At 74.5% G+C, this 22,883-nt stretch carries 21 protein-coding genes; 13 read left to right on the top strand and 8 right to left on the bottom strand.

The window, feature by feature from the left end; all coding sequences use genetic code 11:
* Window positions 1-41: 41 nt before the first annotated feature.
* From OG559_RS04010 to OG559_RS03995, 4 genes are all read left to right on the top strand, one after another.
* Complete coding sequence (locus OG559_RS04010; RefSeq protein ID WP_405112568.1) at window positions 42-1,397, top strand: aldehyde dehydrogenase family protein; 1,356 nt, start codon at window positions 42-44, stop codon at window positions 1,395-1,397.
* 4 nt (window positions 1,398-1,401) lie between these two features.
* The gene (locus OG559_RS04005) at window positions 1,402-2,169 is read left to right on the top strand and encodes a 3-oxoacyl-ACP reductase (protein ID WP_405112566.1); all 768 of its coding nucleotides are present in this window, start codon (window positions 1,402-1,404) and stop codon (window positions 2,167-2,169) included.
* Between the two features lie 106 nt (window positions 2,170-2,275).
* Window positions 2,276-2,827: a pyridoxamine 5'-phosphate oxidase family protein gene (locus OG559_RS04000; RefSeq protein ID WP_405112563.1), complete on the top strand. Its 552-nt coding sequence runs from the start codon at window positions 2,276-2,278 to the stop codon at window positions 2,825-2,827.
* Window positions 2,828-3,058: 231 nt separating this feature from the next.
* Complete coding sequence (locus OG559_RS03995; protein WP_405112560.1) at window positions 3,059-6,742, top strand: SpoIIE family protein phosphatase; 3,684 nt, start codon at window positions 3,059-3,061, stop codon at window positions 6,740-6,742.
* Between the two features lie 36 nt (window positions 6,743-6,778).
* Here the strand turns inward: OG559_RS03995 and OG559_RS03990 are convergent, their stop codons facing one another.
* Window positions 6,779-7,093 carry an STAS domain-containing protein gene (locus OG559_RS03990; protein ID WP_405112557.1) on the bottom strand — a complete coding sequence of 105 codons (315 nt, stop codon included), beginning with the start codon at window positions 7,091-7,093 and terminating at the stop codon, window positions 6,779-6,781.
* A gap of 128 nt (window positions 7,094-7,221) precedes the next feature.
* Here OG559_RS03990 and map point away from each other — a divergent pair, with 128 nt between their 5' ends.
* Both map and OG559_RS03980 read left to right on the top strand, forming a co-directional pair.
* On the top strand, window positions 7,222-8,079 hold the full coding sequence (gene map, locus OG559_RS03985; protein ID WP_405112554.1) for a type I methionyl aminopeptidase: 858 nt from the start codon (window positions 7,222-7,224) through the stop codon (window positions 8,077-8,079).
* Window positions 8,076-8,789: a VIT1/CCC1 transporter family protein gene (locus OG559_RS03980; protein WP_405112551.1), complete on the top strand. Its 714-nt coding sequence runs from the start codon at window positions 8,076-8,078 to the stop codon at window positions 8,787-8,789. The genes map and OG559_RS03980 overlap by 4 nt, the downstream gene beginning before the upstream one ends.
* 37 nt (window positions 8,790-8,826) lie before the next feature.
* On the opposite strand, the gene OG559_RS03975 is transcribed toward OG559_RS03980, so the two are convergent.
* From OG559_RS03975 to OG559_RS03945, 7 genes are all read right to left on the bottom strand, one after another.
* Window positions 8,827-9,537, bottom strand: a complete 711-nt coding sequence (locus OG559_RS03975) for a nucleotidyltransferase domain-containing protein (protein WP_405112548.1) — start codon at window positions 9,535-9,537, stop codon at window positions 8,827-8,829.
* A 64-nt stretch (window positions 9,538-9,601) separates the two neighbouring features.
* Entirely contained in the window at window positions 9,602-10,099 is a 498-nt protein-coding gene (locus OG559_RS03970) for a nitroreductase family deazaflavin-dependent oxidoreductase (RefSeq protein WP_405112545.1), read from the bottom strand.
* Between the two features lie 97 nt (window positions 10,100-10,196).
* Window positions 10,197-13,022, bottom strand: a complete 2,826-nt coding sequence (locus OG559_RS03965) for an FtsX-like permease family protein (protein ID WP_405112543.1) — start codon at window positions 13,020-13,022, stop codon at window positions 10,197-10,199.
* Window positions 13,019-13,786 (bottom strand): ABC transporter ATP-binding protein, encoded by a 768-nt coding sequence (locus OG559_RS03960; RefSeq protein WP_396674726.1) that lies wholly within the window; start codon window positions 13,784-13,786, stop codon window positions 13,019-13,021. Before OG559_RS03960 ends, OG559_RS03965 begins: the two co-directional genes overlap by 4 nt.
* Window positions 13,783-14,382, bottom strand: a complete 600-nt coding sequence (locus OG559_RS03955) for a PadR family transcriptional regulator (protein WP_405112540.1) — start codon at window positions 14,380-14,382, stop codon at window positions 13,783-13,785. The genes OG559_RS03960 and OG559_RS03955 overlap by 4 nt, the downstream gene beginning before the upstream one ends.
* A 90-nt stretch (window positions 14,383-14,472) precedes the next feature.
* Window positions 14,473-14,922 carry a ferritin-like domain-containing protein gene (locus OG559_RS03950; RefSeq protein ID WP_396674729.1) on the bottom strand — a complete coding sequence of 150 codons (450 nt, stop codon included), beginning with the start codon at window positions 14,920-14,922 and terminating at the stop codon, window positions 14,473-14,475.
* Entirely contained in the window at window positions 14,919-15,371 is a 453-nt protein-coding gene (locus OG559_RS03945) for a hypothetical protein (protein ID WP_405116369.1), read from the bottom strand. The genes OG559_RS03950 and OG559_RS03945 overlap by 4 nt, the downstream gene beginning before the upstream one ends.
* Window positions 15,372-15,600: 229 nt before the next feature.
* On the opposite strand from OG559_RS03945, the gene rimP reads away from it, so the two are divergent.
* The 7 genes from rimP (at window position 15,601) to OG559_RS03910 (ending at window position 22,882) form a co-directional block, all read left to right on the top strand.
* Entirely contained in the window at window positions 15,601-16,284 is a 684-nt protein-coding gene (rimP, locus tag OG559_RS03940) for a ribosome maturation factor RimP (RefSeq protein ID WP_405112537.1), read from the top strand.
* On the top strand, window positions 16,281-17,324 hold the full coding sequence (gene nusA, locus OG559_RS03935; protein WP_405112534.1) for a transcription termination factor NusA: 1,044 nt from the start codon (window positions 16,281-16,283) through the stop codon (window positions 17,322-17,324). The genes rimP and nusA overlap by 4 nt, the downstream gene beginning before the upstream one ends.
* Window positions 17,325-17,340: 16 nt before the next feature.
* Window positions 17,341-17,673 (top strand): YlxR family protein, encoded by a 333-nt coding sequence (locus OG559_RS03930; protein WP_350887882.1) that lies wholly within the window; start codon window positions 17,341-17,343, stop codon window positions 17,671-17,673.
* A 93-nt stretch (window positions 17,674-17,766) separates the two neighbouring features.
* Complete coding sequence (gene infB / locus OG559_RS03925; protein WP_405112530.1) at window positions 17,767-20,808, top strand: translation initiation factor IF-2; 3,042 nt, start codon at window positions 17,767-17,769, stop codon at window positions 20,806-20,808.
* Between the two features lie 90 nt (window positions 20,809-20,898).
* Complete coding sequence (locus OG559_RS03920; RefSeq protein ID WP_117666457.1) at window positions 20,899-21,195, top strand: DUF503 domain-containing protein; 297 nt, start codon at window positions 20,899-20,901, stop codon at window positions 21,193-21,195.
* Between the two features lie 137 nt (window positions 21,196-21,332).
* Window positions 21,333-21,824, top strand: a complete 492-nt coding sequence (rbfA, locus tag OG559_RS03915) for a 30S ribosome-binding factor RbfA (protein WP_405116367.1) — start codon at window positions 21,333-21,335, stop codon at window positions 21,822-21,824.
* Window positions 21,825-21,850: 26 nt separating this feature from the next.
* A complete protein-coding gene (locus OG559_RS03910; protein ID WP_405116365.1) occupies window positions 21,851-22,882 on the top strand; it encodes a bifunctional oligoribonuclease/PAP phosphatase NrnA in 1,032 nt (343 codons plus the stop codon).
* Window position 22,883 lies beyond the last annotated feature (1 nt).

Below are 22,883 nucleotides of genomic sequence, written 5' to 3'. Positions count from 1 at the left end.
GATCTTGCACTTTGGACCCCGACCGAGAGAGAGGGTGGGGCGTGACGGAGGTGGTTAATCCCGCTAGCGGGGTTGTGGTGGGGGAGGTGCCGGCGACCTCACTCGTAGCGGTCGATGCGGCCGTTGGGCGGGCACAGCGGGCGTTCGAGTCGTGGCGGAAGGTGGGGCCGGGGGACCGGGCGCGGGTGCTGCGGCGGTTCGCCGGGCTGGTGGACGCGCACCTGGAGGAGCTGGCCGAGTTGGAGGTGCGCAACTCCGGGCACACCATCGGCAACGCGCGGTGGGAGGCGGGCAACGTCCGGGACGTGCTCGACTACTACGCGGGCGCGCCCGAGCGGCTGACCGGCCGGCAGATCCCCGTGCCCGGCGGGCTGGACGTCACCTTCCACGAGCCGCTGGGCGTGGTCGGGGTGATCGTGCCGTGGAACTTCCCCATGCCGATCGCCGCGTGGGGCTTCGCCCCGGCGCTCGCCGCCGGCAACACGGTGCTGCTCAAGCCGGCCGAGCTGACCCCGCTGACCGCGCTGCGCCTGGCCGAGCTGGGCCGCGAGGCCGGGCTGCCCGACGACGTGTTCACCGTGCTGCCCGGCGAAGGGCCGGTGGTGGGGGAGCGGTTCGTCACCCACCCGGCCGTACGCAAGGTGTGCTTCACCGGCTCCACCGAGGTCGGCACCCGGATCATGGCCGGCTGCGCCGAGCAGGTGAAACGGGTGACCCTGGAGCTGGGCGGCAAGAGCGCGAACGTGGTCTTCGCCGACGCCGACCTGGAAAGGGCTGCGGCCACCGCGCCGTACGCGGTCTTCGACAACGCCGGCCAGGACTGCTGCGCCCGGTCCCGGATCCTGGTCCAGCGCCCGGTGTACGACCGGTTCCTGGAGCTGCTGGAGCCGGCGGTCAAGAGCTTCCGGGTGGAGGACCCGGCGCTGGACACCGCCGAGATGGGCCCGCTGATCTCCGCCGGCCAGCGCGACCGGGTCGCCGGGTACGTCGACGGGGCGAAGGTCGCGTTCACCGGCTCCTGCCCGGAGGGCCCCGGCTTCTGGTACGCCCCGACGGTGCTGCTCGCCGACTCGCCGGCCGACCGGCACTGGCGGGAGGAGGTCTTCGGCCCGGTGGTGTCGGTGCTCCCGTTCGACGACGAGGCGGACGCGGTCCGGCTGGCCAACGACACCGAGTACGGCCTGTCCGGCTCGGTCTGGACCAGGGACGTGGGCCGGGCGATCCGGGTGGCCCGGGCGGTGGAGGCGGGCAACCTGAGCGTCAACTCGCACTCCTCGGTGCGGTACTGGACCCCGTTCGGTGGGATGAAGCGTTCCGGGCTCGGCCGCGAGCTGGGCCCGGACGCGCTGCACGCCTTCACCGACGTCAAGAACGTCTTCATCGCCACGGAGGAGTGACAAGGTGCAGGGTCGGTTGGAGGGGCGCGTCGCGGTGGTCACCGGGGCGGGCAGCGGGATCGGGTTGGCCACGGTGCGGCGGTTCGCCGCCGAGGGGGCGCGGGTGGTCTGCGTCGACATCGACGCGGCGGCGGGCGGAAGGGCCGCCGAGGAGGTCGGCGGGGAGTTCGTCGCCTGCGACGTGGCCGACGAGGCGGCGGTGCGGGAGCTGTTCGACGGGGTGGTCGACCGGCACGGCCGGGTGGACGTGGCGTTCAACAACGCCGGCATCTCCCCGCCCGAGGACGACTCGATCCTGGAGACCGGCCTGGACGCCTGGGAGCGGGTGCTGCGGGTCAACACGACCAGCGTCTACCTGTGCTGCAAGCACGTCATCGGCCACATGCGCCGGCAGGGCAAGGGGTCGATCATCAACACCGCGTCGTTCGTGGCGCTGATGGGGGCGGCCACCTCGCAGATCGCGTACACGGCTAGCAAGGGCGGGGTGCTGGCGATGACCCGGGAGCTGGGCGTGCAGTTCGCCCGGGAGGGCATCCGGGTCAACGCGCTGTGCCCCGGCCCGGTGGCCACCCCGCTGCTGCTGGAGCTGTTCGCCGCCGACCCGGAGCGGGCCGCCCGCCGCCTCGTGCACGTGCCGATGGGGCGGTTCGGCCAACCGGAGGAGATCGCTGCGGCGGTGGCCTTCCTGGCCAGCGACGACTCGTCGTTCATGACCGCCGCGCAGTTCGTCGTCGACGGCGGGATCACCGGCGCGTACGTCACCCCGCTGTGACCGGCCGCTGGCCGGGGTCGACGACCGCCCGGGTCCGGGCCGCCGCGCGTTCCGACTGACGGGAGGGCCATCCCACTTTTCGGTAGGTGGTGCGAGGATGGGCGGCATGGGGAAGGTCTATCCGGCGATCGACGGGCGGCTGCGCGACTTCATCGAGGCGCAGCCCGTCTTCTTCGTGGCCACCGCGCCCTCCGGTGCCGACGGGCACGTCAACCTCTCGCCGAAGGGGATGCGCGGCACCTTCGTCATCCTCGGCCCGCACCGGGTGGCCTGGCTCGACTTCCACGGCAGCGGCGCGGAGACCATCGCCCACCTGCGGCAGAACGGCCGGATCACGCTGATGTTCTGCGCCTTCGCCGGCCCGCCAAACATCGTCCGGCTGCACGGGCGGGGCACGGCGGTGACGGTGCAGGACGCCGGCTTCGCCGACCGGCTCGGCGACTTTCCCGACCCACCGGACCTGCACTCCGCCCGCGCGGTGATCACGGTCGACGTCGACCGGGTCAGCGACTCCTGCGGGTACTCGGTGCCCCTGATGGACTATCAGGGTGACCGGGACCTGTTAGTCAGGTCACACTCTCGGCGCACCACCGATGACCTGGTCACCTACCGGGCCACGAAGAACGCCGCGAGCATCGACGGCCTCCCGGTCTTCTGACGCCGGCCGTCCCCCCTGTTCCGCCGGCCGGCGGTGGCTGCCCCCGCACCGATTTCCGCCGGCGGCCGGCGGTGATGTGTGGTGAGACCCGGGTTACCAGCGTCGCGCCGGGCGGATGCGTTACGTTGCTGGTCCGTCTGGGTAGAAGGCGGGGCACGGCGGCGATCATGTGGTCGGCAGGGGACGACGATCGTGCGGTCGTCGGGGGGAACGGCCGGTGCGGGAGGGTCTATGAGCTCGGCCCAGGGGGGCGAGGACGGGCTGCATCCGTCCGTCCGGAACGTCGACGAGACGATCCCGCCGCTGCTCACGGCCGCGTTCGCCGCCGGCGGCGAGATGGGGGAGCGGCTGGGCGGGTTCGACTGGACGACCAGTCCGCTCGGCTTCCCGGCCGGCTGGCCGGCGGCGCTGTGTCACGCGGTCGCCACGATGCTCTCCTCCCGGGCGCAGATCGTGATGTTCTGGGGGCCGGAGCACCGCACCTTCTACAACGACGCCTACCTGCCGACCATCGGCGCCAAGCACCCGCACGCGATCGGCCAGCCCGCCCGGGAGCACTGGGTGGAGACCTGGGACGTGCTCGGGCCGCTGCTCGCCTCGGTCCGGGAGACCGGCGAGCCCTACCGGGGCGAAGACCACCCCTTCGTGCTCGACCGGCACGGGTTCCTGGAGGACGTCTACTTCGACGTCTCCTACGACCCGATCCGGGACGCGGACGGTGGCATCAGCGGGGTCTTCTGCATCGTGAGCGAAACCACCGGCCGGGTGCTCGGTGAGCGCCGGCTGCGGGCCCTGGCCGAGCTGGGCGCCGGCCTGGCCGAGGCGGAGCAGTCCGGCGAGCTGGCGACGGCCGCCGCCCGGGTGCTGGACCGGTACCGGGCCGACGTCCCGTTCGGCCTGGTCTATCTGCGTGACGACGCCGGCCGGCTCACCCTCGCCGGCCGCAGCGGCACCGCGGCGGTCGCCGCGCCGCCGCTCGGCGGGACCGCCGCGGCCGTGCTGAGCCGGGTCGCCGACGGCGGGGTCGCCGCCACGGTCGACGTCGCCGACCTGCTCGCGGAGGTGCCCGACGGGGTCGCCGGGCAGGCCCTGGTGCTGCCGCTCACCGCCACCAACGAGCCCGCGGGGGCCTTGGTGGTGGGGGTGTCCGCCCGGCTGCCGTTCACCGACGAGTACCGCACGTTCTTCGACCTGATCGCCGCCCAGCTCTCCCGCACGGTGGGCCGGCAGCGGGCGTACGAGCAGGAACAGGCCCGGGCCGCCGAGCTGGCCGCGCTGGACCGGGCCAAGACCAACTTCTTCGCCAACATCAGCCACGAGTTCCGCACCCCGCTGACCCTGGTGCTGGGGCCCCTGGAGGACCTGCTCGCCGACCCGGCGCTGCCGGTGCCCTACACCGACCAGCTCACCATGATGCACCGCAACGCGCTGCGCCTGCTCAAACTGGTCAACACGGTGCTGGACTTCTCCCGGCTGGAGTCCGGCCGGCTGGCCGCCCACTACGAGCCCACCGACCTGGCCGACTACACCGCCCGGCTGGCCAGCACCTTCCGTTCCGCCGCCGAACGCGTCGGCCTGCGCCTGGCGGTCGACTGCCCGCCGCTGCCCGGGCCGGTCTTCGTCGACCGGGACATGTGGGAGAAGATCGTCCTCAACCTGGTCGCCAACGCGGTGAAGTTCACCTTCTACGGTGAGGTCCGGGTCCGGATCCGGGCGGTCGACGGCGCGGCCCGGCTGGAGGTCACCGACACCGGCGTCGGGATTCCCCCCGAGGAGCTGTCGCGTGTCTTCGAGCGGTTCCACCGGGTTCCCGGTGCCCGCTCCCGCACCCACGAGGGCACCGGGATCGGGCTCGCGCTGGTTCGCGAGCTGGTGGAGATGCACGGCGGGCGGGTCGAGGCACACAGCCGGGTCGGCGCGGGCAGCACCTTCACCGTGACGCTCCCGTTCGGCTCCGCCCACCTGCCCGCCGACCGGGTCCCGACCGACGTCCCGGCGGCCCCTTCCGCCCCTGCCGAGCTGGCGCAGGCCCGGCTCTTCGCCGCCGAGAACGCGCTGTGGGCCGATGCGGCCCCGGTCACCTCGTCGGCCGTGCCGGCCGGCCGGATACCGGCCGGCCGCATCCTGTTCGCCGACGACAACGCCGACCTGCGCGAGCACGTCGCCCGGCTGCTCTCCCCGTCCTGGGAGGTGGTGGCCGTGCCGGACGGCGTCGAGGCGCTGCGCCAGGCCGTGCAGTCCCCGTTCGACCTGGTGCTGACCGACGTGATGATGCCCCGGCTGGACGGGTTCGGCCTGGTCACCGCGCTGCGCGCGGAACCGCGTACCCGGCATGTGCCGATCGTGTTGCTCTCCGCCCGGGCCGGCTCGGCCGAGGCGGTCGCCGGCCTGTCGGTCGGCGCGGACGACTACCTGACCAAGCCGTTCTCCAGCGAGGAGCTGATCGCCCGGGTCCGGGCGAACGTCGAGCTGGGCCAGCTTCGCGGGCAGGTCATCCGGCGACTGCGCGCGCTGGCCGACGCCGCCGTCGCGGTCAACACCGCCCGCACCACCGCCGAGGTGCTCCAGGTGTCCGCCCGGCACGCGCTCGGCCTCGCCGAGGCCGCCCGGGTGGTGGTCACCGCGACCGGGGCCCGCTCCGAGGCCGACGGCGGCGGCACGGCCGCCGCCGAACCGTCCATCGTGCTGCCGCTGACCGGCACCACCGGGGAGCAGCTCGGCGAGCTGCTGGTCTGGGGGCGCGGGGAGGACGCCACCGACACCGCCCAGGCCGCGTTGACCCAGCTCGCCCGGCTGATCGGCGTACGGCTGGAGAACGCCCAGCTCTACGAGGCCGAGCACCGCATCGCCAGCACCCTCCAGCACAGCCTGCTGCCCCGCACGCTGCCCCGGCTGCCCGGCGCGGTGATGGCCAGCTGCTACCTGCCCGGCAGCGCCGACGTGGAGGTCGGCGGCGACTGGTACGACGTCGTCGAGCTCGACGATGACGAACTCGTCCTGGTCATCGGCGACGTGGTCGGCAAGGGCGTCCGGGCCGCCGCCGCGATGGGCCAGCTCCGCAACGCGCTGCGGGCGTACGTCCTGGAGGGTTACGACCCGGGCAAGTCGCTGACCCGGCTCAACCGGCTGGTCGGCTCGACCGAGCAGTCCTCCTTCGCGACAGTGGTCTGCCTCCAGTTCTCCCCCCGCACCGGGCGGCTGCGCTACGCCAGCGCCGGGCATCCGTCCCCCCTGCTGATCCAGGGCGACGACGTGGGATTCCTGCACGACCACGCGCTCGGGCCACCGGTCGGCGCCATTCCCGCCGCGTCGTACCGGACGGTCGAGGACGAGTTGGCCCCCGGGGCCCGGCTGCTGCTCTACACCGACGGCCTGATCGAGGACCGCCAGCTCGGCATCGACGCCGCCCTCGGGCAGTTGCGCGACGACGCCACCCGGCACGTCGGACACGTCGCCGACCTGGTCGACGCGGTCGTCGAGCGGGTGGCCTCCCAGCCGCGCCGCGACGACGTCGCGGTCCTCGCGCTGGAGGTGACCGAGCCGAACCGGTTCGCGCTGCGGCTGCCGGCCGACCCGACCCGGCTCAGCGTGCTGCGTCGTCGGCTGGAGGACTTCCTCGTCGCCCACCGGGTCGATGAGATCGACCTGTTCGACCTGACAGTGGCGGTCTCGGAGGCCGCCGCCAACGCCATCGAGCACCCGGTCGAGCCGGCCGAGCCGACCATCGGCGTGGAGGTGACGATCGCCGACCGTACCGTGGTGGCCACCATCCTGGACAGCGGGCAGTGGCGGGAGTCGACCGGCGCGGGCTTCCGTGGCCGAGGGCTGGAGCTGATCAAGGCGCTGGGCGACCTGACGGTGCGCCGGACACCAGAGGGGACCGAGGTGACGCTGCGCCGGCGGCTCAAGGACTGATCGCCCCGGCCCGTCGGGCGGGGCGGCTCGTGGGGCTCAGGCCGGCGCGACCCAGGACTGGTCGGCCAGGCCGGAAATCTCCAGCACCCGCCGGACCTGACGGGACGGCAGCACGGTCAGCGCGTCCGGGTACCGCTGGGAGAGCTGGACCGTGGCGTGGATCGCGGCGGAGTCGAAGAAGGTGACCGCCCGCAGGTCGAGGGTGACCCGCCCGGCCGGCTCGCGCAGGACGGTCTGGAGCATCGTGTCGGCCGTGGCCATGTCCACCTCGCCGGAGACCACCACGCGGACGTGGTCGCCGTCGGTCTCCGCCCGGGCGGCGAAGACGGGCGCCGCTCCCCCTTGATCCACGCAGAACACGATGGCACAGCGGAAGTTGCCCGGCAACAACCACCCGGTCGGCGCCGTGGTGGAGGTCACCGCCGCCGCCGGGCACCGCGCCGACGGGCCGCGAGTCGGGCCGGCGATAGGCTTGCGCCATGACCGTCCGTGCGCCGCTGACCCCCGGCACTCTCTCCCCGATGCGACCGGTGCCGGGTCACATCGTCCGACCGGAGTACGTGGGCAAGAAGCGTCCCCAGGAGTGGCGCGGCTCGCACGTGCAGACCCCGGAGACCATCGAGAAAATGCGGGTCGCCGGCCGGCTCGCCGCCCAGGCCACCCAGCTCGCCGGGGAGCACTGCAAACCCGGCGTCACCACCGACGAGATCGACCGGGTGGTGCACGAGTTCCTCTGCGACCACGGGGCCTACCCGTCGACGCTCGGCTACAAGGGCTTCCCGAAGTCCTGCTGTACCAGCCTCAACGAGGTGATTTGCCACGGCATCCCGGACTCGACGGTCCTGGCCGACGGCGACATCATCAACGTCGACGTCACCGCGTACCTCGACGGGGTGCACGGCGACACCGACGCGACCTTCTGCGTGGGGGAGGTCACCGAGGAGGCCCGGCTGCTGGTCGAGCGGACCCACGAGGCGATGATGCGGGGGATCAAGGCGGTCGTCCCGGGCCGGCAGATCAACGTGATCGGCCGGGTCATCGAGTCGTACGCCAAGCGGTTCGGCTACGGCGTGGTCCGCGACTTCACCGGCCACGGCATCGGCGAGTCCTTCCACAGCGGGCTCTACGTGCCGCACTACGACAGCCCCCGCCCCACGGACGTGATGGAGCCGGGGATGACCTTCACCATCGAGCCGATGATCACCCTCGGCACCTACCAGTACGACATGTGGGACGACGGCTGGACGGTGGTCACCAAGGACCGCAGGTGGACGGCCCAGTTCGAGCACACCATCCTCGTGACGGAGGACGGCCACGAAATCCTGACCCTGCCGTGACCGAGACCCCCGCGGCGCTGCGTGAGGCGCACCACGCGGACGTGTCCGGCGGCTGGCTGCGGCCGGCCGTCTTCGGCGCGATGGACGGCCTGGTCACCAACATCGCCCTGATCGCGGGCGTCGGCGGCGGCGGGGTGTCGCCGCGCAGCATCGTGCTCACCGGCGCGGCCGGCCTGGTCGCCGGGGCCATCTCGATGGGCCTCGGCGAGTACACCAGCGTCCGGTCGGCCAACGAGCAGGTGGCGGCCGAGGTGGCCAAGGAACGCCGGGAGCTGGAACGGCACCCGGAGGCGGAGGCCCGCGAGCTGGCCGACGCGTGGGTTGCCCGGGGCCTGTCCCGCGACCTGGCCACCCAGGTCGCCGAGGCGGTGCGGCGCAACCCGGAGGAGGCGCTGCGGGTGCACGTCCGGGAGGAGTTGGGCGTCGACCCGGACGAACAGCCGAGCCCGTGGACGGCGGCGATCTCGTCGTTCCTGTTCTTCTCGGTCGGGGCGCTGGTCCCGCTGCTGACGTACCTGTTCGGCGCGACCAGCCTGTGGTCGGCGCTGGCCGTCGGCGGGGTCGGGCTGTTCGTGGCCGGGGCGGTCGTGGCCCGGTTCACCAGGCGCCCCTGGTGGTCCAGCGGCCTGCGGCAGCTCCTGCTCGGCGCGGCGGCGGCCGGCGCGACGTACCTGATCGGCACCATGATCGGCGTCCAGGGCGGCCTGTAGGCCGCTCCCACCCGCGCGGGCGGCCCGAGGGCGCGGGTCAGCCGGCGAACAGGTCGTCGATGGTGCCGTCGACGGGCCGGCCCCGGGCGGTCAGCTCCTCGGCCTGCCGGGCCAGCACCGCGCCGACCTCGGTCATGTCCGCCCCGGCCAGGCCGGTACGCCGGACCGCGTCCCCCGGGTCGCGGAAGTAGGTGCGGCTGAGCAGCCCGTTCACCGTGGCTGCGGCCAGCCGGGCCTCGCCGAGCATCAGCAGCGCCTGGTCCGTCTCGTACCACCCGGCGAGCCGGGCGGCCCGGGAGTGCGCGGCGCAGCCCCGGTACCACGCCTGCCGGGCGGGATCGGTGAACTCCGCCGGCCGGGCCCGGGCCAGCCGGGCCAGGTGCTCGTCGCGCAGTGCCGGCAGCCAGCCGGTCGGGTCGTGCACCGGCCGGGTGGTGACGTACCGGTCCGCGGTGAGCGGCCACAGCGCGGTGATCGCCCGAGCCCGGCGGAGGTGCTCGTCGGCGGCGGCGACGCTCAGGTCGACCAGGACGCCGTCCACCCGGCGGGTCGCCGGGGCCGGGCCCACGCCGGCCCGGTACGTGGCGATCAGCAGCCCGACCTCGCCGTCCCCGCCGCCGTCGTCGTCACCGTGGGCCAGCGGGCCGTGCACCGCGACCGCGAGGACGTCGGCCGGGAAGCGCCGCCGCGCCGCGTCCGCGACCCGCTCCGCCACCGACCACCGGGGATCGTCCTGGTACGGGTCCACGAACCACCTCTGCCTCGCCGACTGCCCGCCGGACCGGCCGCCGGGAGGGCCGGCTCCACCCTAGTCACCGGTCGCCGACGCCGCCCGGACCGCCGCGCCCGGCCGGCACCAGCCGGAAGATGCGGATCTCCCGCCCGCCGGCCCGCCCGACGTACGTCCGGTACGCCGGCCACTCGGCGACCAGCAGCGTCCAGAGCCGGTCGCGTTCCGCGCCGGTGGCCGCCTCGGCCCGGACCGCCACCCGCCGGCCCTTGACGTCCACCTCCGCCTCGGGGTGCGTGAGCAGGTTCATCGCCCAGCCGGGCTGGTGCTGCTGCCCCCAGTTGGAGCCGATCACCACGTAGGCGTCGCCGTCCGGGACGTACAGCAGGGGGTTGCTGCGCGGCAGGCCGGAGCGGCGGCCGGTGGTGGTGATCACGAGTGAGGGGATCAGGCCGAGTGCGACCACCCGGCCCCGGGTGAGCCGGCCGACCACCCGGTCGGCGGGGACGAGCAGCCGGGCCGCCGCGCCGAACCAGCGGTGGTGGCCGAAGCGACGGGTGAGGGTTCCGAGAGCGGACACGCGACCAGTCTGCCGCCCCGGCCCCGGGGCGGCACCCCCGAGGCCCGAGGTGGGCGCGGGAACGTCCCGGCCGGCAGTCCGAACGCCGTCCCGGGCGTCAGTCGAGGCGGCGCTCGACGGCCAGCCGGGACCGGGTGAACAGGCCCGCGCCGAGCATCGCCACCAGCGGCACCACCACCAGCACCCCCAGGGTGAGCCAGGGCACCACGACCGGGTACGGCTCCTCCACCGGCCAGGCCTCGGCGTACCGGCGGTTCGTGGCGGCCAGGACGATCACGGCGGTGCCCAGCCCGGCCGCGATGCCCAGGGCCGAGCCGAGCCCGGCGATCACCCCGGCCTGGCAGAGCGACAGCACCCGGCGTACCCGGGGGCTGGCGCCCACGGCCGCCAGGGTGGACAGGTCGGCCCGTCCCTCGGCCGCGGCGAGGCCGGTGGCGACGGCCGCCGCGCCGACGGTGACCAGGCCGGAGACGATGGCCAGCAGCAGCAGGATCGGCCGCTGGTCGGTGTCCGGGCGCCCGCGCTCGACGACCACCCGCAGCGGGGCGAGGCGCCGCAGCTCGGCGTCGAAGCGGTCCTGCTGGTCGGGGGTCGGCACCGCGTCGGTGGCCAGGACATAGCCGACCTGGGACGCGGCGAGCCCGACCCGGGCGGCGGCGGCGTGGGACAGCACGAGCTGGTCCACCCCGGTCTCGCCGCGCAGCACGTACCCGGGCACGGTGGCCCGGACGGTCCCCGTCGACTCCGGTTCGTCGCGTGTCCGCGTCGCCGCCAGGGTGACCCGGCCGTCGAGGAAGTAGCGCGGGTCGGTCACCACCGCGCCGCCGGCCCGCAGCACCCGGCGGGCGGCGGCGATCTCCTGCGGGGCGGCGCCGGTGAGCGCGGCCAACGCGTCGCCGTCGTCCACCACCGACGACAGCGAGTAGCTGCTGTATCCGCCCGACAACCAATCGACGCAGCGTGGGTCGGCCCGGACGCGCAGCCGGACGGCGGCGTCCCGGGCCTGCCGCGCCTCGTACGGGCAGGTCTGTCCGGGTGGCAGCTCCGCCTGGACATCGCACCAGTCTTCGACGGTGGTGGCGGCGGGGGCGGCGGGCGCGGAGCAGACCGGGGCGTCGATCCGGGTCACCGCGCTGGGCGGCAGCTCGGCGGCCGCGACCTCGGCGACCCGGGCCACCGGCGGCAGCGTCCCGGTCGCGGCGTCGGAGCCGACGACCAGAACGTGGCCGTACGGCAGGCCCGGCCGGTAGTTGGCCGTCGTCCGCGCGTCGTCGCTGGCCACGTACACGCCGATTGCGACGCTGCCGGCGACCGCGGCCATCACCGCCGAGATGGCCGGGGCGGCCGAGGCGCGGTTGCGGCTCGCGTCCCGCAGCGCGACCCGGGGGGCCAGCGGCAGCCACCGGCCGGCCCGGGCGAGCAACCCGACCAGCGTCGGGGTGGCGAATACCAGCCCCAGCTCGCCGAGGACCAGGCCGGCGAAGAGCACCGGCGTGACGCTGCGGGCGGCGCCCAGCGCGGCCACCGCCGCGCCGCCGGCGGTCAGCGCCGCCCCGAGCAGCGGCCAGCGCCGCCGGTGCGGCGGCGAGGTGCGCCGGCCCGCCAGCCCGGCCAGCACGTCCTGGCGGGCGGCGGTCCAGGCCGGCGCCAGCGCCGCGAGCACCCCGGCCAGCACCGCGACCGCGGCGATCGCCGCCAGCGCGGCCGGAAAGATGTGGTAGGCCCCGAAGCGCGCCTGGAAGACGTACTCCTCCGTCAGGGGCCGGGCGGCGATCGCGGCGACGACGCCCAGCGCCAGCCCGGCGGCGGCCCCGGCGCAGCCCAGCACCACCCCGTCGGCCAGCACGATGCGGCGCAGGTGGGCGGCGTCCCCGCCGGCCACGGCGACCAGGGCGAGATCCCGGCGTCGGCGGCGCACCCCGACGGCGAACGCCGGCCCCACCAGGAGCACGACCTCCAGCAGGCCGAGGCCGCCGATCAGCACCGCGTTGCTGGCGTCCTCGGCGCTCACCGAAGCGTTGAGCATCCCGGCGTCGACGCCGGGATTAGGTGCCGGGGTGCGGGCGGCCACCGTGATCCCGCGCGCGTTGAGCCGGTCGGTCAGGCCGGGGTCGACGCCGTCCGGCAGGTCGGCGAGCCACCTCATATCGCCCTGCGAATCGACCGGCATGGGTGCCGTCGGTGGCAGGGTCACCATGGGGCCCAGGCTGTCGGGGAACTCCACCACCCCGACCACGGTCCGGTCGCCCGAGCCGTCGGCCGGGGTGACCCGGTCGCCGGGCCGGACGTGCAGCCGGCGCAGCGCCGCCCGGTTCAGCCCGATCTCGTCGGCGGCCGTCGGCGGGCGGCCGGCGAGCTGCCGGGCCTGCCCGCGCAGCAGCGGGTCGGTGAGGTCGAGCTGCCGGCCGTCGAACGGCACGCGCCGGTTGCCGACCCGCGCCTCGAACATCACCCACCACCGCACCTCGCCGACCCGGCTGCCGGCCGGGAGCTGGGCGGTCAGTTCGGCGGCGGTGACCGGCCGATTCCGGTGCCGGACGCCCTCGCGGGGATAGCCGGTGTCGCCCCAGGCGTCCTGCACCAGCGGGCCGTCCGCCCGCCAGAACAGCTCCACGTCGGCGGTGCCGAGCTGACGGTCGATCCGCTCGGCCCGGGTCAGCCGGGACATGTCGTAGCTGACGGCGGCGAAGGCCAGCGCCAGCACGGGCAGGGCGATCATCGCGAGCACCAGCGCGGTGCGACCCCGGGCCCGCCCGGCCTCCCGCCGCGCGATGCGCAGCGCGGTCCGCCAGGAGCGCAGCGCCGCCACGATCCGCCGCTGCCGGGGACCGCCGTCGATCCCGCCCGCCGGGGCCGGCGGCGGCACGTCGGCCGGGCGCCGGTCCCGCCGCGCCGGGACGGTGGCCGCCCGCTTCCGGCTCACCGCCCGCTGCCGGCCAGGAGCTGCTCGACGCCGCCCAGCGGCGCCGTCGAGTCCACCATGACCCCGTCGCGCAGGAACACCACCCGGTCGGCCCAGGCGGCGTGCCGGGCCTCGTGGGTGACCAGCACGGCGGCGGCGCCCGCGTCGACCCGGCGGCGCAGCAGGCGCAGCACCGCCTCGCCGGTCTGCGAGTCGAGCGCGCCGGTCGGCTCGTCGGCGAGGACGAGCCGTCGCTCGCCGACCAGGGCCCGGGCGATGGCCACCCGCTGCTGCTGCCCGCCGGACAACTGGTCCGGGAAGCGTCCGCCCAGCTCGGTCAGCCCCACCTCGTCGAGCGCGACCCGGGCAGCCCGCCGCGCCTGGCGCACGCCGACGCCGTCCAGTTCGAGGGGGAGCGCGACGTTCTCGGCGGCGGTGAGGCTGCCCAGCAGGTTGAGGTTCTGGAAGATGTAGCCGATCCGCCGGCGGCGCACCCGGGCCAGCGCGCGGCGGTCGAGCGCGCCCAGCGGCTGCCCCTCGACGACGACCTCGCCCGCGGTCGGCCCGTCGAGCCCGCCGGCCAGGGCGAGCAGGGTGGACTTGCCGGAGCCGGAGGGCCCCATCACCGCGACCAACTCGCCGGGGCCGACGGTGAGGCTGACCCCGCGCAGGGCGTGCACGGTGGCCTCGCCGCTGCCGTGGGTGCGGTGGACGTCGCGCAGGTCGAGCACCGCCGCTCCGGGCGCGGTGGGGCCGGTCCCCGGCGCGTCGTCCGGTCCGCTCACCGCCGTGCCTCCTCGCCGTCCCGACCAGCCGCGTCCGTCGGCCAACCGACCTCCCCCGCCCGGCCGTCGGGCCGCGGTGCCGGCCGGTACCGCACGAGGCTCGTCTCGCAGTGGTCCAGCCAGCGGACCTCCGCCTCGGCCTGGAACACCATCGCGTCCAGCACCAGCCGCCAGGGCAGGTCCTCGGGGCGGTCGCTGGCGTACTTCAACCGGGTCAACTCCTGCAAGGTCCGCATGGTGGCGGTGCGTTGGGTCTGCACCACCGATCGCACGTCCACGCCCGGGGTGGTCAGCGCGAGGGCCAGCTTGATGGCCAGCTCGTCGCGGGGGCGGTCGGTCCGGCTGAGCGGGGTCGCGAACCACAGCGCCAGGTCCGCCCGCCCGGCGTCGGTGATCTCGTACGGCCGCTGCCCGCCCTCGTGCTCCGGCAGCGGGCGCACCAGCCCGTCCCGTTCCAGCCGGGACAGGGTGGTGTAGACCTGCCCGATGTTCAGCGGCCACGTCGAGCCGGTCGACTCCTCGAACGCGGCCCGGAGCTGGTAGCCGTACATCTGGCCGCGTTCGAGCAGCGCGAGCAGGCCGTGACGGATGGACATGGTCCGGAGTATGCATACCTGGTATGCCACCCGCAACCGGGGGCGGCGGGCGGCGGCTGTCCGGCGGGCGGCAAACCGCTCCGGGGCCGGTCAGTCGGGCCGACCGGGGAACGCGACGGTGACCGGAGTCACCCCCGCGGTGCGCCGCCAGCGGGTGGCCCGCACCGCGCAGTCGGTCAGCGCCGCGAGGGCCCGATTGCGGTCCGCGCCGGTGGTGTGCGGCAGCGCCGCCCGCCAGAACGCGGCGGTGCGCTCCTCCACCTCGACCGCCAGCCGCAGCGCGCTGGCCGCGTCGGTGACCGGGAAGGGCAGCGCGTACCCGGCCTTGTCGGCGGGGACCGGGTCGCCGGCCGCGCTGAGCTGGAGCACCAGCGCGTCGCGCCGGGCCCGGTGCGCCCCTTCGGCCCGGCGGGCGGCCGTGCGGGCGGCGTCGGTGAGCCGGACCCCGATCGGCGCGTACGCGTAGACCGCGGCGTACTCGGCGGCGAGCGCGTCGGCCAGCGCCTGGGCCGGCCCGGACGGTGTCTGTCGACGGATCACTTCAGCGCCTCCACGTGGGTGGCCCGGGCGGCGGCGATCGAGCCGAGCAGCGCCGCCCGCTCGGCCGGCGCCCCGGCGCAGAGCTTCGCGGCCGACTCGCGCCCGCGCTGCTCCGCCTGCCGCAGGTTGGCCAGCGTGGCCGTCCGGTCGCCGCCGGCGCTGGCCCCGGCCGACGGCGTGCCCGGGGACGCGGACGCCGGGCGGCCGAACAGCTTCGCCAGTTCGGCCGCGTGTGCCTCGTGGGCCTCGGCGATCGGGGTGAGCCTCTTGGTCAGGTCGGGGTCGGCGGCCAGCGCGGCGCGGTGCTGGGCGGCCAGCTCGCGCGCCTCGGCGGCGAGGGGTTCGAGCGGGTCGGGGGCCGGGTCCGGCTCGTCGCCGCCGAAAAGATCACAGCCGGTCAGCGGCGCGGTGGCACCACCGAGTGTCAGCAGCGCGCCGACCCGCAGCAGCTTTCGCCGGGAATGTCCCTGTGCCGGGTCGTGCCATGTCGTTCTGCCCTTCGCCACCGGGCAAGTCAACACCATTCGAGCACGGACGTGGGCGACCGGCGTCGGTGCGCCGCCCGGCCCGCCGCGCGGTGGGCGCGTTACGCTCTGCGCACCACCGGAGCGGAGCGCCGGTGGTGCGCCGGCATGGTGCCCGACCGGGGGCGCCGTCGATCACGAGAGGGTGCGCCAGATGACGCAGCGTGGCCGTGCCACCAGGTCGACGGGGTCGACGGGGAGACCCCGGCGCGCCGACGGCCCCCGGAGCGGTGACCGCGTCGGCAGCCCTCCCCGGGGCGACCTCGCGGCTCGGCGAGCCCGGTTGCGCGCGGTGATCGAGCCGGTCCTCAACGAGGCCGGGTGCGACCTGGAGGACCTCTCCGTCTCCCCGGCCGGCCGCCGGCACGTGGTGCGGGTGATCGTGGACGCCGACGGCGGGATCAGCCTGGACGCGGTGGCGGACGTCTCCCGGGCCGTCTCCGCCGCGCTCGACGCGGCCGAGGAGGCCGGCGGCGACATCCTGGCCGGCGAGTACCAGCTGGAGGTCAGCTCCCCCGGGGTGGACCGCCCGCTCACCCTGCCCCGGCACTGGCGGCGTAACGTCGGCCGACTGGTGAAGGTGACCGCCCGGGGCGCGCTGCCCGAGCAGTCCGGCGGCGACCGCCAGGTCACCGGCCGGGTGATCGAGGCCGACGACGAGCGCGTGGTGCTGGAGACCGATTCGGGCCGCGCGGAGTTCCGCCACGCCGAGCTCGGCCCCGGCCGGGTTCAGGTCGAGTTCAACCGCCTCGACGAGGTGGGCGACGACGAGCTCGGCGACAACGAGGACATTGACGACATCGACGACGAAGATGATGTGGAGGACGAGGAGAGGTGAACATCGACCTCGCGGCGCTGCGCGCACTCGAGCGCGAGCGGGAGATCCCGTTCGACACGATCCTCGCGGCGATCGAGACCGCGCTGCTGACCGCCTACCGGCACACCGACGGGGCCGAATCGCACGCCCGGGTGGAGATCGACCGGAAGTCCGGCGGGGCCCTGGTCTACGCCCAGGAGGTGGACGAGGACGGCAGCGTGGTGCGGGAGTGGGACGACACCCCGCACGACTTCGGCCGGATCGCGGCCATGACCGCCAAGCAGGTGATCCTCCAGCGGTTGCGGGAGGCCACCGACGAGGTGCACTTCGGCGAGTACGTCGGCCGCGACGGTGACCTGGTCACCGGCGTGGTGCAGGCGCACGAGGCGCGGTCCGAGAAGGGCATCGTCAGCGTCGACCTCGGCAAGCTGGAGGGCGTGCTGCCGCAGTCCGAGCAGGTCCCCGGCGAGCGGTACACGCACGGCGAGCGGATCCGTTGCGTCGTGGTGCACGTCGCCAAGGGGATGCGCGGCCCGCAGATCACCCTCTCCCGGTCCCACCCGGCGCTGGTGAAGAAGTTGTTCGCGCTGGAGGTACCGGAGATCGCCGACGGCACCGTGGAGATCGGCGCCATCGCCCGCGAGGCCGGCTACCGCACGAAGATCGCGGTGCGTTCCACCACGCCGGGCGTGAACGCCAAGGGCGCCTGCATCGGCCCGATGGGCCAGCGCGTCCGCGCGGTGATGAGCGAGCTGCACGGTGAGAAGATCGACATCATCGACTGGTCGGACGACCCGGCCACCTTCGTCGGCAACGCGCTGTCGCCGGCCAAGGCGCTGCGGGTCGAGGTGGTCGATCTGGCCACCCGCACCGCCCGGGTGACCGTGCCGGACTTCCAGCTCTCGCTGGCGATCGGCCGGGAGGGGCAGAACGCCCGACTGGCTGCCCGGATGACCGGTTGGCGAATCGACATCCGGTCGGATGCGGAGCAGGCCACCACGCCCGCGCGGGGCGGGGCTGATCACGTCAGGGAGCCGGGCGGAGCGATCTCGGGCAGCTAGGGGTAGACTTCTTCCGGTGGTACGACACGCGCTGCCGGAGCGCACCTGTGTGGGTTGCCGGCGACGTGCGCCGGCCAACGAATTGCTGCGAATGGTCGCGGTCGGCAACGAGGCTGGTCACAGCCTCCGTCCCGATCCGGCTCGCAGGCTGCCGGGTCGGGGAGCGAACATGCACCCAGATCCGGCCTGCTTCGCGCTGGCGGTGCGGCGGCGTGCCTTCGGGCGTGCGCTGCGGGTCACCGGGGTCGTCGATCACGGTGAGCTGGCCGAGCATCTCGATGCGCCAACCACTACGTCAGGTCATCCCGACCGGGCGAGGGTCGCTAGCAAGGTAGGACGACCGACATGAGCACACGATGAAGTCCCTGAAATGACCAGGCTTCAAGTGCACGAGTGAGGTTGCTGCGGGTGCTGCCCGCACGACCTCGGAGTGAGGAGTGCAGTGGCAGGTAAGGCCCGCGTACACGAGCTTGCTAAGGAGCTCGGGGTCGAAAGCAAGACCGTTCTCGCCAAGTTGAAGGAAATGGGCGAGTTCGTGAAGTCCGCGTCCAGCACCGTCGAGGCGCCCGTCGCCCGGCGGCTGCGTAACGCATTCGTCGCCTCCGCCGGTTCGCCGGCGCCGTCCGCCCCTCCGGCGGCCGCCCCGAGTGCGACGCCGACCCCGACTCCGTCCCCGTCCCCGTCCCCGGGTGCTCCCCGGGTCGCGGCGAAGCCGATGCCGCCGCGGCGGCCCGGTCCGCCGACCCCCGGCCCGAAGCCCAAGGGGCCAGTTCCCGGCCTGTCGCAGCCGGTGGCCCCGGTCGCCAAGCCGGCGAGTGCCCACGACATCGAGGTGGCGGCCGCCGAGGCGCGTGCCGCCGCGCTGAAGGCCGAGCAGGAGGCCGCGGTCAAGGCCGCCCAGGCCGCCCGGCAGCAGCAGCGAGAGAACGTCCGTCGGGAGCCACCCACCGAGGGTGGTCCCCGTCCCGGCCCGCGCCCGAACACGGGTCCGGGTGCGGGTGCGGGTCCGGGTGCGATGCCGCCCCGGCCGGGCTCCCCGGCCGCCGGTCGCCCCGGTACGCCGGCCCCGGGCCCGGGTGCCCGTCCGGGCGGTCGTCCGCCGGCGCGCAGCGCTGGTAACAACCCGTTCGGTATCCAGGGCGGTCAGCAGCGGCCCCCGGCCGCCGGTGGTGGCGGTCCCCGCCCGAACCCGGCGTCGATGCCGCCCCGGCCGAGTCCGGCCTCCATGCCGCCCCGGCCCAGCCCGGCCTCCATGCCGAGCCAGCGCCCCGGTCGTCCAGGTGGCGGCCCCGGCGCGGGTCGTCCCGGCGGCGGCGGTGGCGCGGGTCGTCCCGGCGGCGGTGCCGGCGGCGGTGGCTTCCGCGGCGGTCCCGGCGGCGGTGGCGGCGGCGGTGGCTTCCGCGGCGGTCCCGGTGGTGCCGGTGCCGGTGCCGGTGGCGGTGGCTACCGTGGCGGTCCCGGTGGCGGCGGCGGTGCTCCCGGCGGCGGTTTCCGCCCGGGTGCACCGGCCGGTGGCGGCGGTCGTCCGGGTGGCGGCGGCCGTGGCCGTGGCGGCGGTGCCGCGGGTGCCTTCGGGCGTCCGGGCGGTAGGCCGACCCGTGGCCGCAAGTCCAAGAAGCAGCGCAGACAGGAGTTCGACAACCTGTCGGCCCCGACCATGAGCTCGGGTGCCCCCCGGGGTCAGGGTCAGGTCGTCAGGCTCTCCCGTGGCGCCTCGCTGTCGGACTTCGCCGACAAGATCAACGCCAACCCGGGTTCGCTGGTCCAGGAGATGTTCAACCTGGGCGAGATGGTCACGGCGACCCAGTCGTGCTCCGACGAGACCCTGCTGCTGCTGGGTGAGCACCTCGGCTTCGACGTGCAGATCGTCAGCCCGGAGGACGAGGACCGCGAGCTGCTCGCGCAGTTCAACATCGACCTCGACGCCGAGGTCGCGGAGGACCGCCTGGTCAGCCGTGCGCCGGTCGTGACCGTCATGGGCCACGTCGACCACGGTAAGACCAAGCTGCTCGACGCGATCCGCAAGGCGAACGTCGTGGCCGGCGAGGCGGGTGGCATCACCCAGCACATCGGCGCCTACCAGGTCCACGTCCCGCACGAGGGGATCGACCGGGCGGTGACCTTCATCGACACCCCGGGCCACGAGGCGTTCACCGCCATGCGTGCCCGTGGTGCGCAGGTCACCGACATCGTGGTGCTGGTGGTCGCGGCCGACGACGGCGTGATGCCGCAGACGATCGAGGCGTTGAACCACGCCAAGGCGGCGGACGTGCCGATCGTGGTCGCGGTCAACAAGATCGACAAGCCGGACGCCAACCCGGACAAGGTCCGCCAGCAGCTGACCGAGTACGGACTGGTCGCCGAGGAGTACGGCGGCGAGACGATGTTCGTCAACGTGGCCGCGAAGCCGGGCATCGGCATCGAGGAGCTCCTCGAGGCCGTCCTGCTCACCGCCGACGCGTCGCTGGAGCTGACCGCTCCGATCGACGGGCCGGCGCAGGGTGTGGCCATCGAGGCGCACCTGGACAAGGGCCGCGGTGCGGTGGCGACGGTGCTGGTGCAGAAGGGCACCCTGCGGGCGGGCGACTCCATCGTCGCCGGCGGGGCGCACGGCCGGGTCCGGGCGATGCTCGACGAGAACGGCAACCAGGTCGCCGAGGCGGGTCCGGCCCGTCCGGTGCTGGTGCTCGGTCTCACCGCGGTCCCCGGGGCGGGCGACACCTTCCTCGCCGCGGCGGACGACCGCACGGTGCGTCAGATCGCCGAGCAGCGGCAGGCGCGGCGGCGGGCGGCGTCCTTCGCCAACTCCCGTGGCCGGGCCACCCTCGAGACGCTCATGGAGCAGCTCAAGGAGGGCGAGAAGACCTCGCTCAACCTGGTGCTCAAGGGCGATGTCTCCGGTTCCGTGGAGGCCCTCGAGGACGCCCTGTTCAACCTGGACATCCCGGAGGAGGTCCAGCTCAGGATCATCCACCGGGGCGTGGGTGCGATCACCGAGAGCGACGTCATGCTCGCGAGCGCCTCGTCCGAGGCGGTCACGATCATCGGCTTCAACGTGCGGGCCGCCAACAAGGTCCGCGAGATCGCCGACCGCGAGGGCGTGGAGATCCGGTACTACACGGTCATCTACCAGGCCATCGAGGAGATCGACGCCGCGCTCAAGGGGCTGCTCAAGCCGGAGTACGAAGAGGTCGAGCTGGGCAGCGCGGAGATCCGCGACGTCTTCCGCTCGTCCAAGGTCGGCAACATCTCCGGCTGTATCGTCCGCTCCGGGATCCTGCGCCGCAACGCCAAGGCGCGGCTGCTCCGGGACGGGCAGGTGGTGGCGGACAGCCTCACCATCAGCTCGCTCAAGCGGTTCAAGGACGACGCGACGGAGGTCCGCGAGGGCTTCGAGTGTGGTCTGACCCTGGCCGGGTACAACAACGTCCAGGTCGGCGACATCATCGAGACCTTCGAGATGCGGGAGAAGCCGCGCGCCTGACCCGTTCGACACAGTGATCAAGGGGTTTACGCCCGCAACGGCGTAAACCCCTTGATCATGTGGGGGCCACTGCGGGTATCGTCCGGGGCGATGTTCACCGGAACCGCAGTCTTCGACCTGCTGCTGCCGGGCGACTCCCGGTCGCTCAAAGCCAAGAGATCATATGTACGGCCGATCGTGGCGGCGCTGCGCCGCTTCGAGGTGTCGGCCGCCGAGGTGGGAGCGCTCGACCTGCACGGTCGGGCGGAGATAGCCGTGGCCGTGGTGGCCGCGGAGGGCGCGCACGTGCGCGAGGTGCTCGACTCGTGCGAGCGCCTGGTCGCGGGCCGTCCCGAGGTGGAGCTGCTGTCGGTGCGTCGCCACCTGCACGGCGACGGCGACGACTGACCGGCGTCGGGCGGTGATGCCCGTGCCCGGCGGTCGACCCGACGGCGAAGGTAGTGTTCGAATTGTTGGCTGGTCGGATCCGGCGGCGTACGCGCCCCCGGACCGACCGGGAGCGGGACGCCGTGGAGGTGGGCAAGATGACGGATCCGGCCAAGGTACGCCGGCACGCGGAGCGGGTTCGCGAACTGGTCGCGTCGGTGGTGCGGAGCCAGATCAAGGACCCCCGGCTCGGTATGATCACTATCACAGACGCCCGGATCACCGCCGACCTGCGCGAAGCGACGGTCTTCTACACCGTCCTCGGCGACACGACGGAACAGTCCAGCACGGCGGCGGCGCTGGAGAGCGCCAAGGGGATGCTGCGCAGCACGGTCGGCAAGGCTCTCGGGCTGCGCCACTCGCCGTCGCTGACCTTCGTCCTCGACAACGTGCAGGACCAGGTCAAGCAGATCGACGACCTGCTGGTCCAGGCCCGCACCGCCGACGCCGAGGTGCAGCGACTCGCCGCTGGCGCCCGGTACGCGGGCGAGGCCCAGCCGTACCGGGTGGACGAGGAGGACGAGGACGGGGATTCCGCCGACGAGGGGGCCGACGACGAGCACACCCCCCGCGGCGCGGACCGGCCGTGACCGGGCCCGCCGACACGGGCCCGGCCGTGACCGGGCCCGCCGCCGGGCCTGGCCCGGCCGAGGCCGACTGGGCCGCCGCCGTCGCGGCGGTGCGTCGCCTGCCGGACGACGCCCGGGTCCTGCTGATCTGCCACGTCAACCCCGACGGGGACGCGCTGGGCAGCATGCTCGGCTTCGGGCTGGGGCTGCGTCAGCTCGGCGTACGCCGGTTGCAGGCGACTTTCCCCGGCCCGCCGGAGGTGCCCGAGCCGTTCCGTGCCCTGCCGGGGCTGGATCTGCTGGTCCCGGAGGTCGACGCGGATCCGGCGCCGGAGCTGGTCGTCTGCTTCGACGCGGCGAGCGAGTCGCGGCTCGGCGGCCTGGTCGACCGGCTGGAGACCGCCGGGGCCGCGCTGGTGCTCGACCACCACGCCTCCAACACCCGGTTCGGCGGGATCAACCTGGTCGACCCCCGGGCGGCGGCCACCTCGGTGGTGGCCGAGGAACTGCTGACCCGGCTCGGGGCGACCCTGGACGCCGCGATCGCCGAATGCCTCTACGTCGCGCTGACCACCGACACCGGGTCGTTCCGGTTCGAGGCGACCACGCCGGCCGTGCACGAGCTGGCGGCCCGGTTGCTGGCCACCGGCATCCGGCCCGGTGACATCTCCCGCCGGGTCTTCGACACCCGGCCCTTCGGCGCGGTGCGGCTGTTCGGCGAGGTGCTCTGCCGGGCCCGCCTGGAGCCGGCGGCGGCCGGTGGCCACGGCCTCGTCTGGACGTACGCCACGCTCGACGACCTGGCCCGGCACGACCAGCGACCGTACGTGCTGGAGGCGCTGATCGACTCGGTGCGGTGCACCGCCGAGGCCGACGTGAGCTGCGTGGTCAAGCAGGTCCGCGCGGCGGAGTGGGCGGTGTCGATGCGCAGCAAGGGCGCGGTGGACGTGAGCCGCGTCGCGGTCGCCCTCGGCGGCGGCGGCCACCGGCTCGCGGCCGGTTTCACCGGTCGCGGCACCGCCGAGGACGTGATGGCCGGCATCCGCACCGAGCTGGACAAGGCGTTGATCGAGGCGTAGA

This window comes from Micromonospora sp. NBC_01405, assembly GCF_045040155.1.
Classification (GTDB): Bacteria; Actinomycetota; Actinomycetes; order Mycobacteriales; family Micromonosporaceae; genus Micromonospora.
Note: the sequence above shows the minus strand (reverse complement) of the source record. Positions and strands in the feature narration are given on the sequence as shown.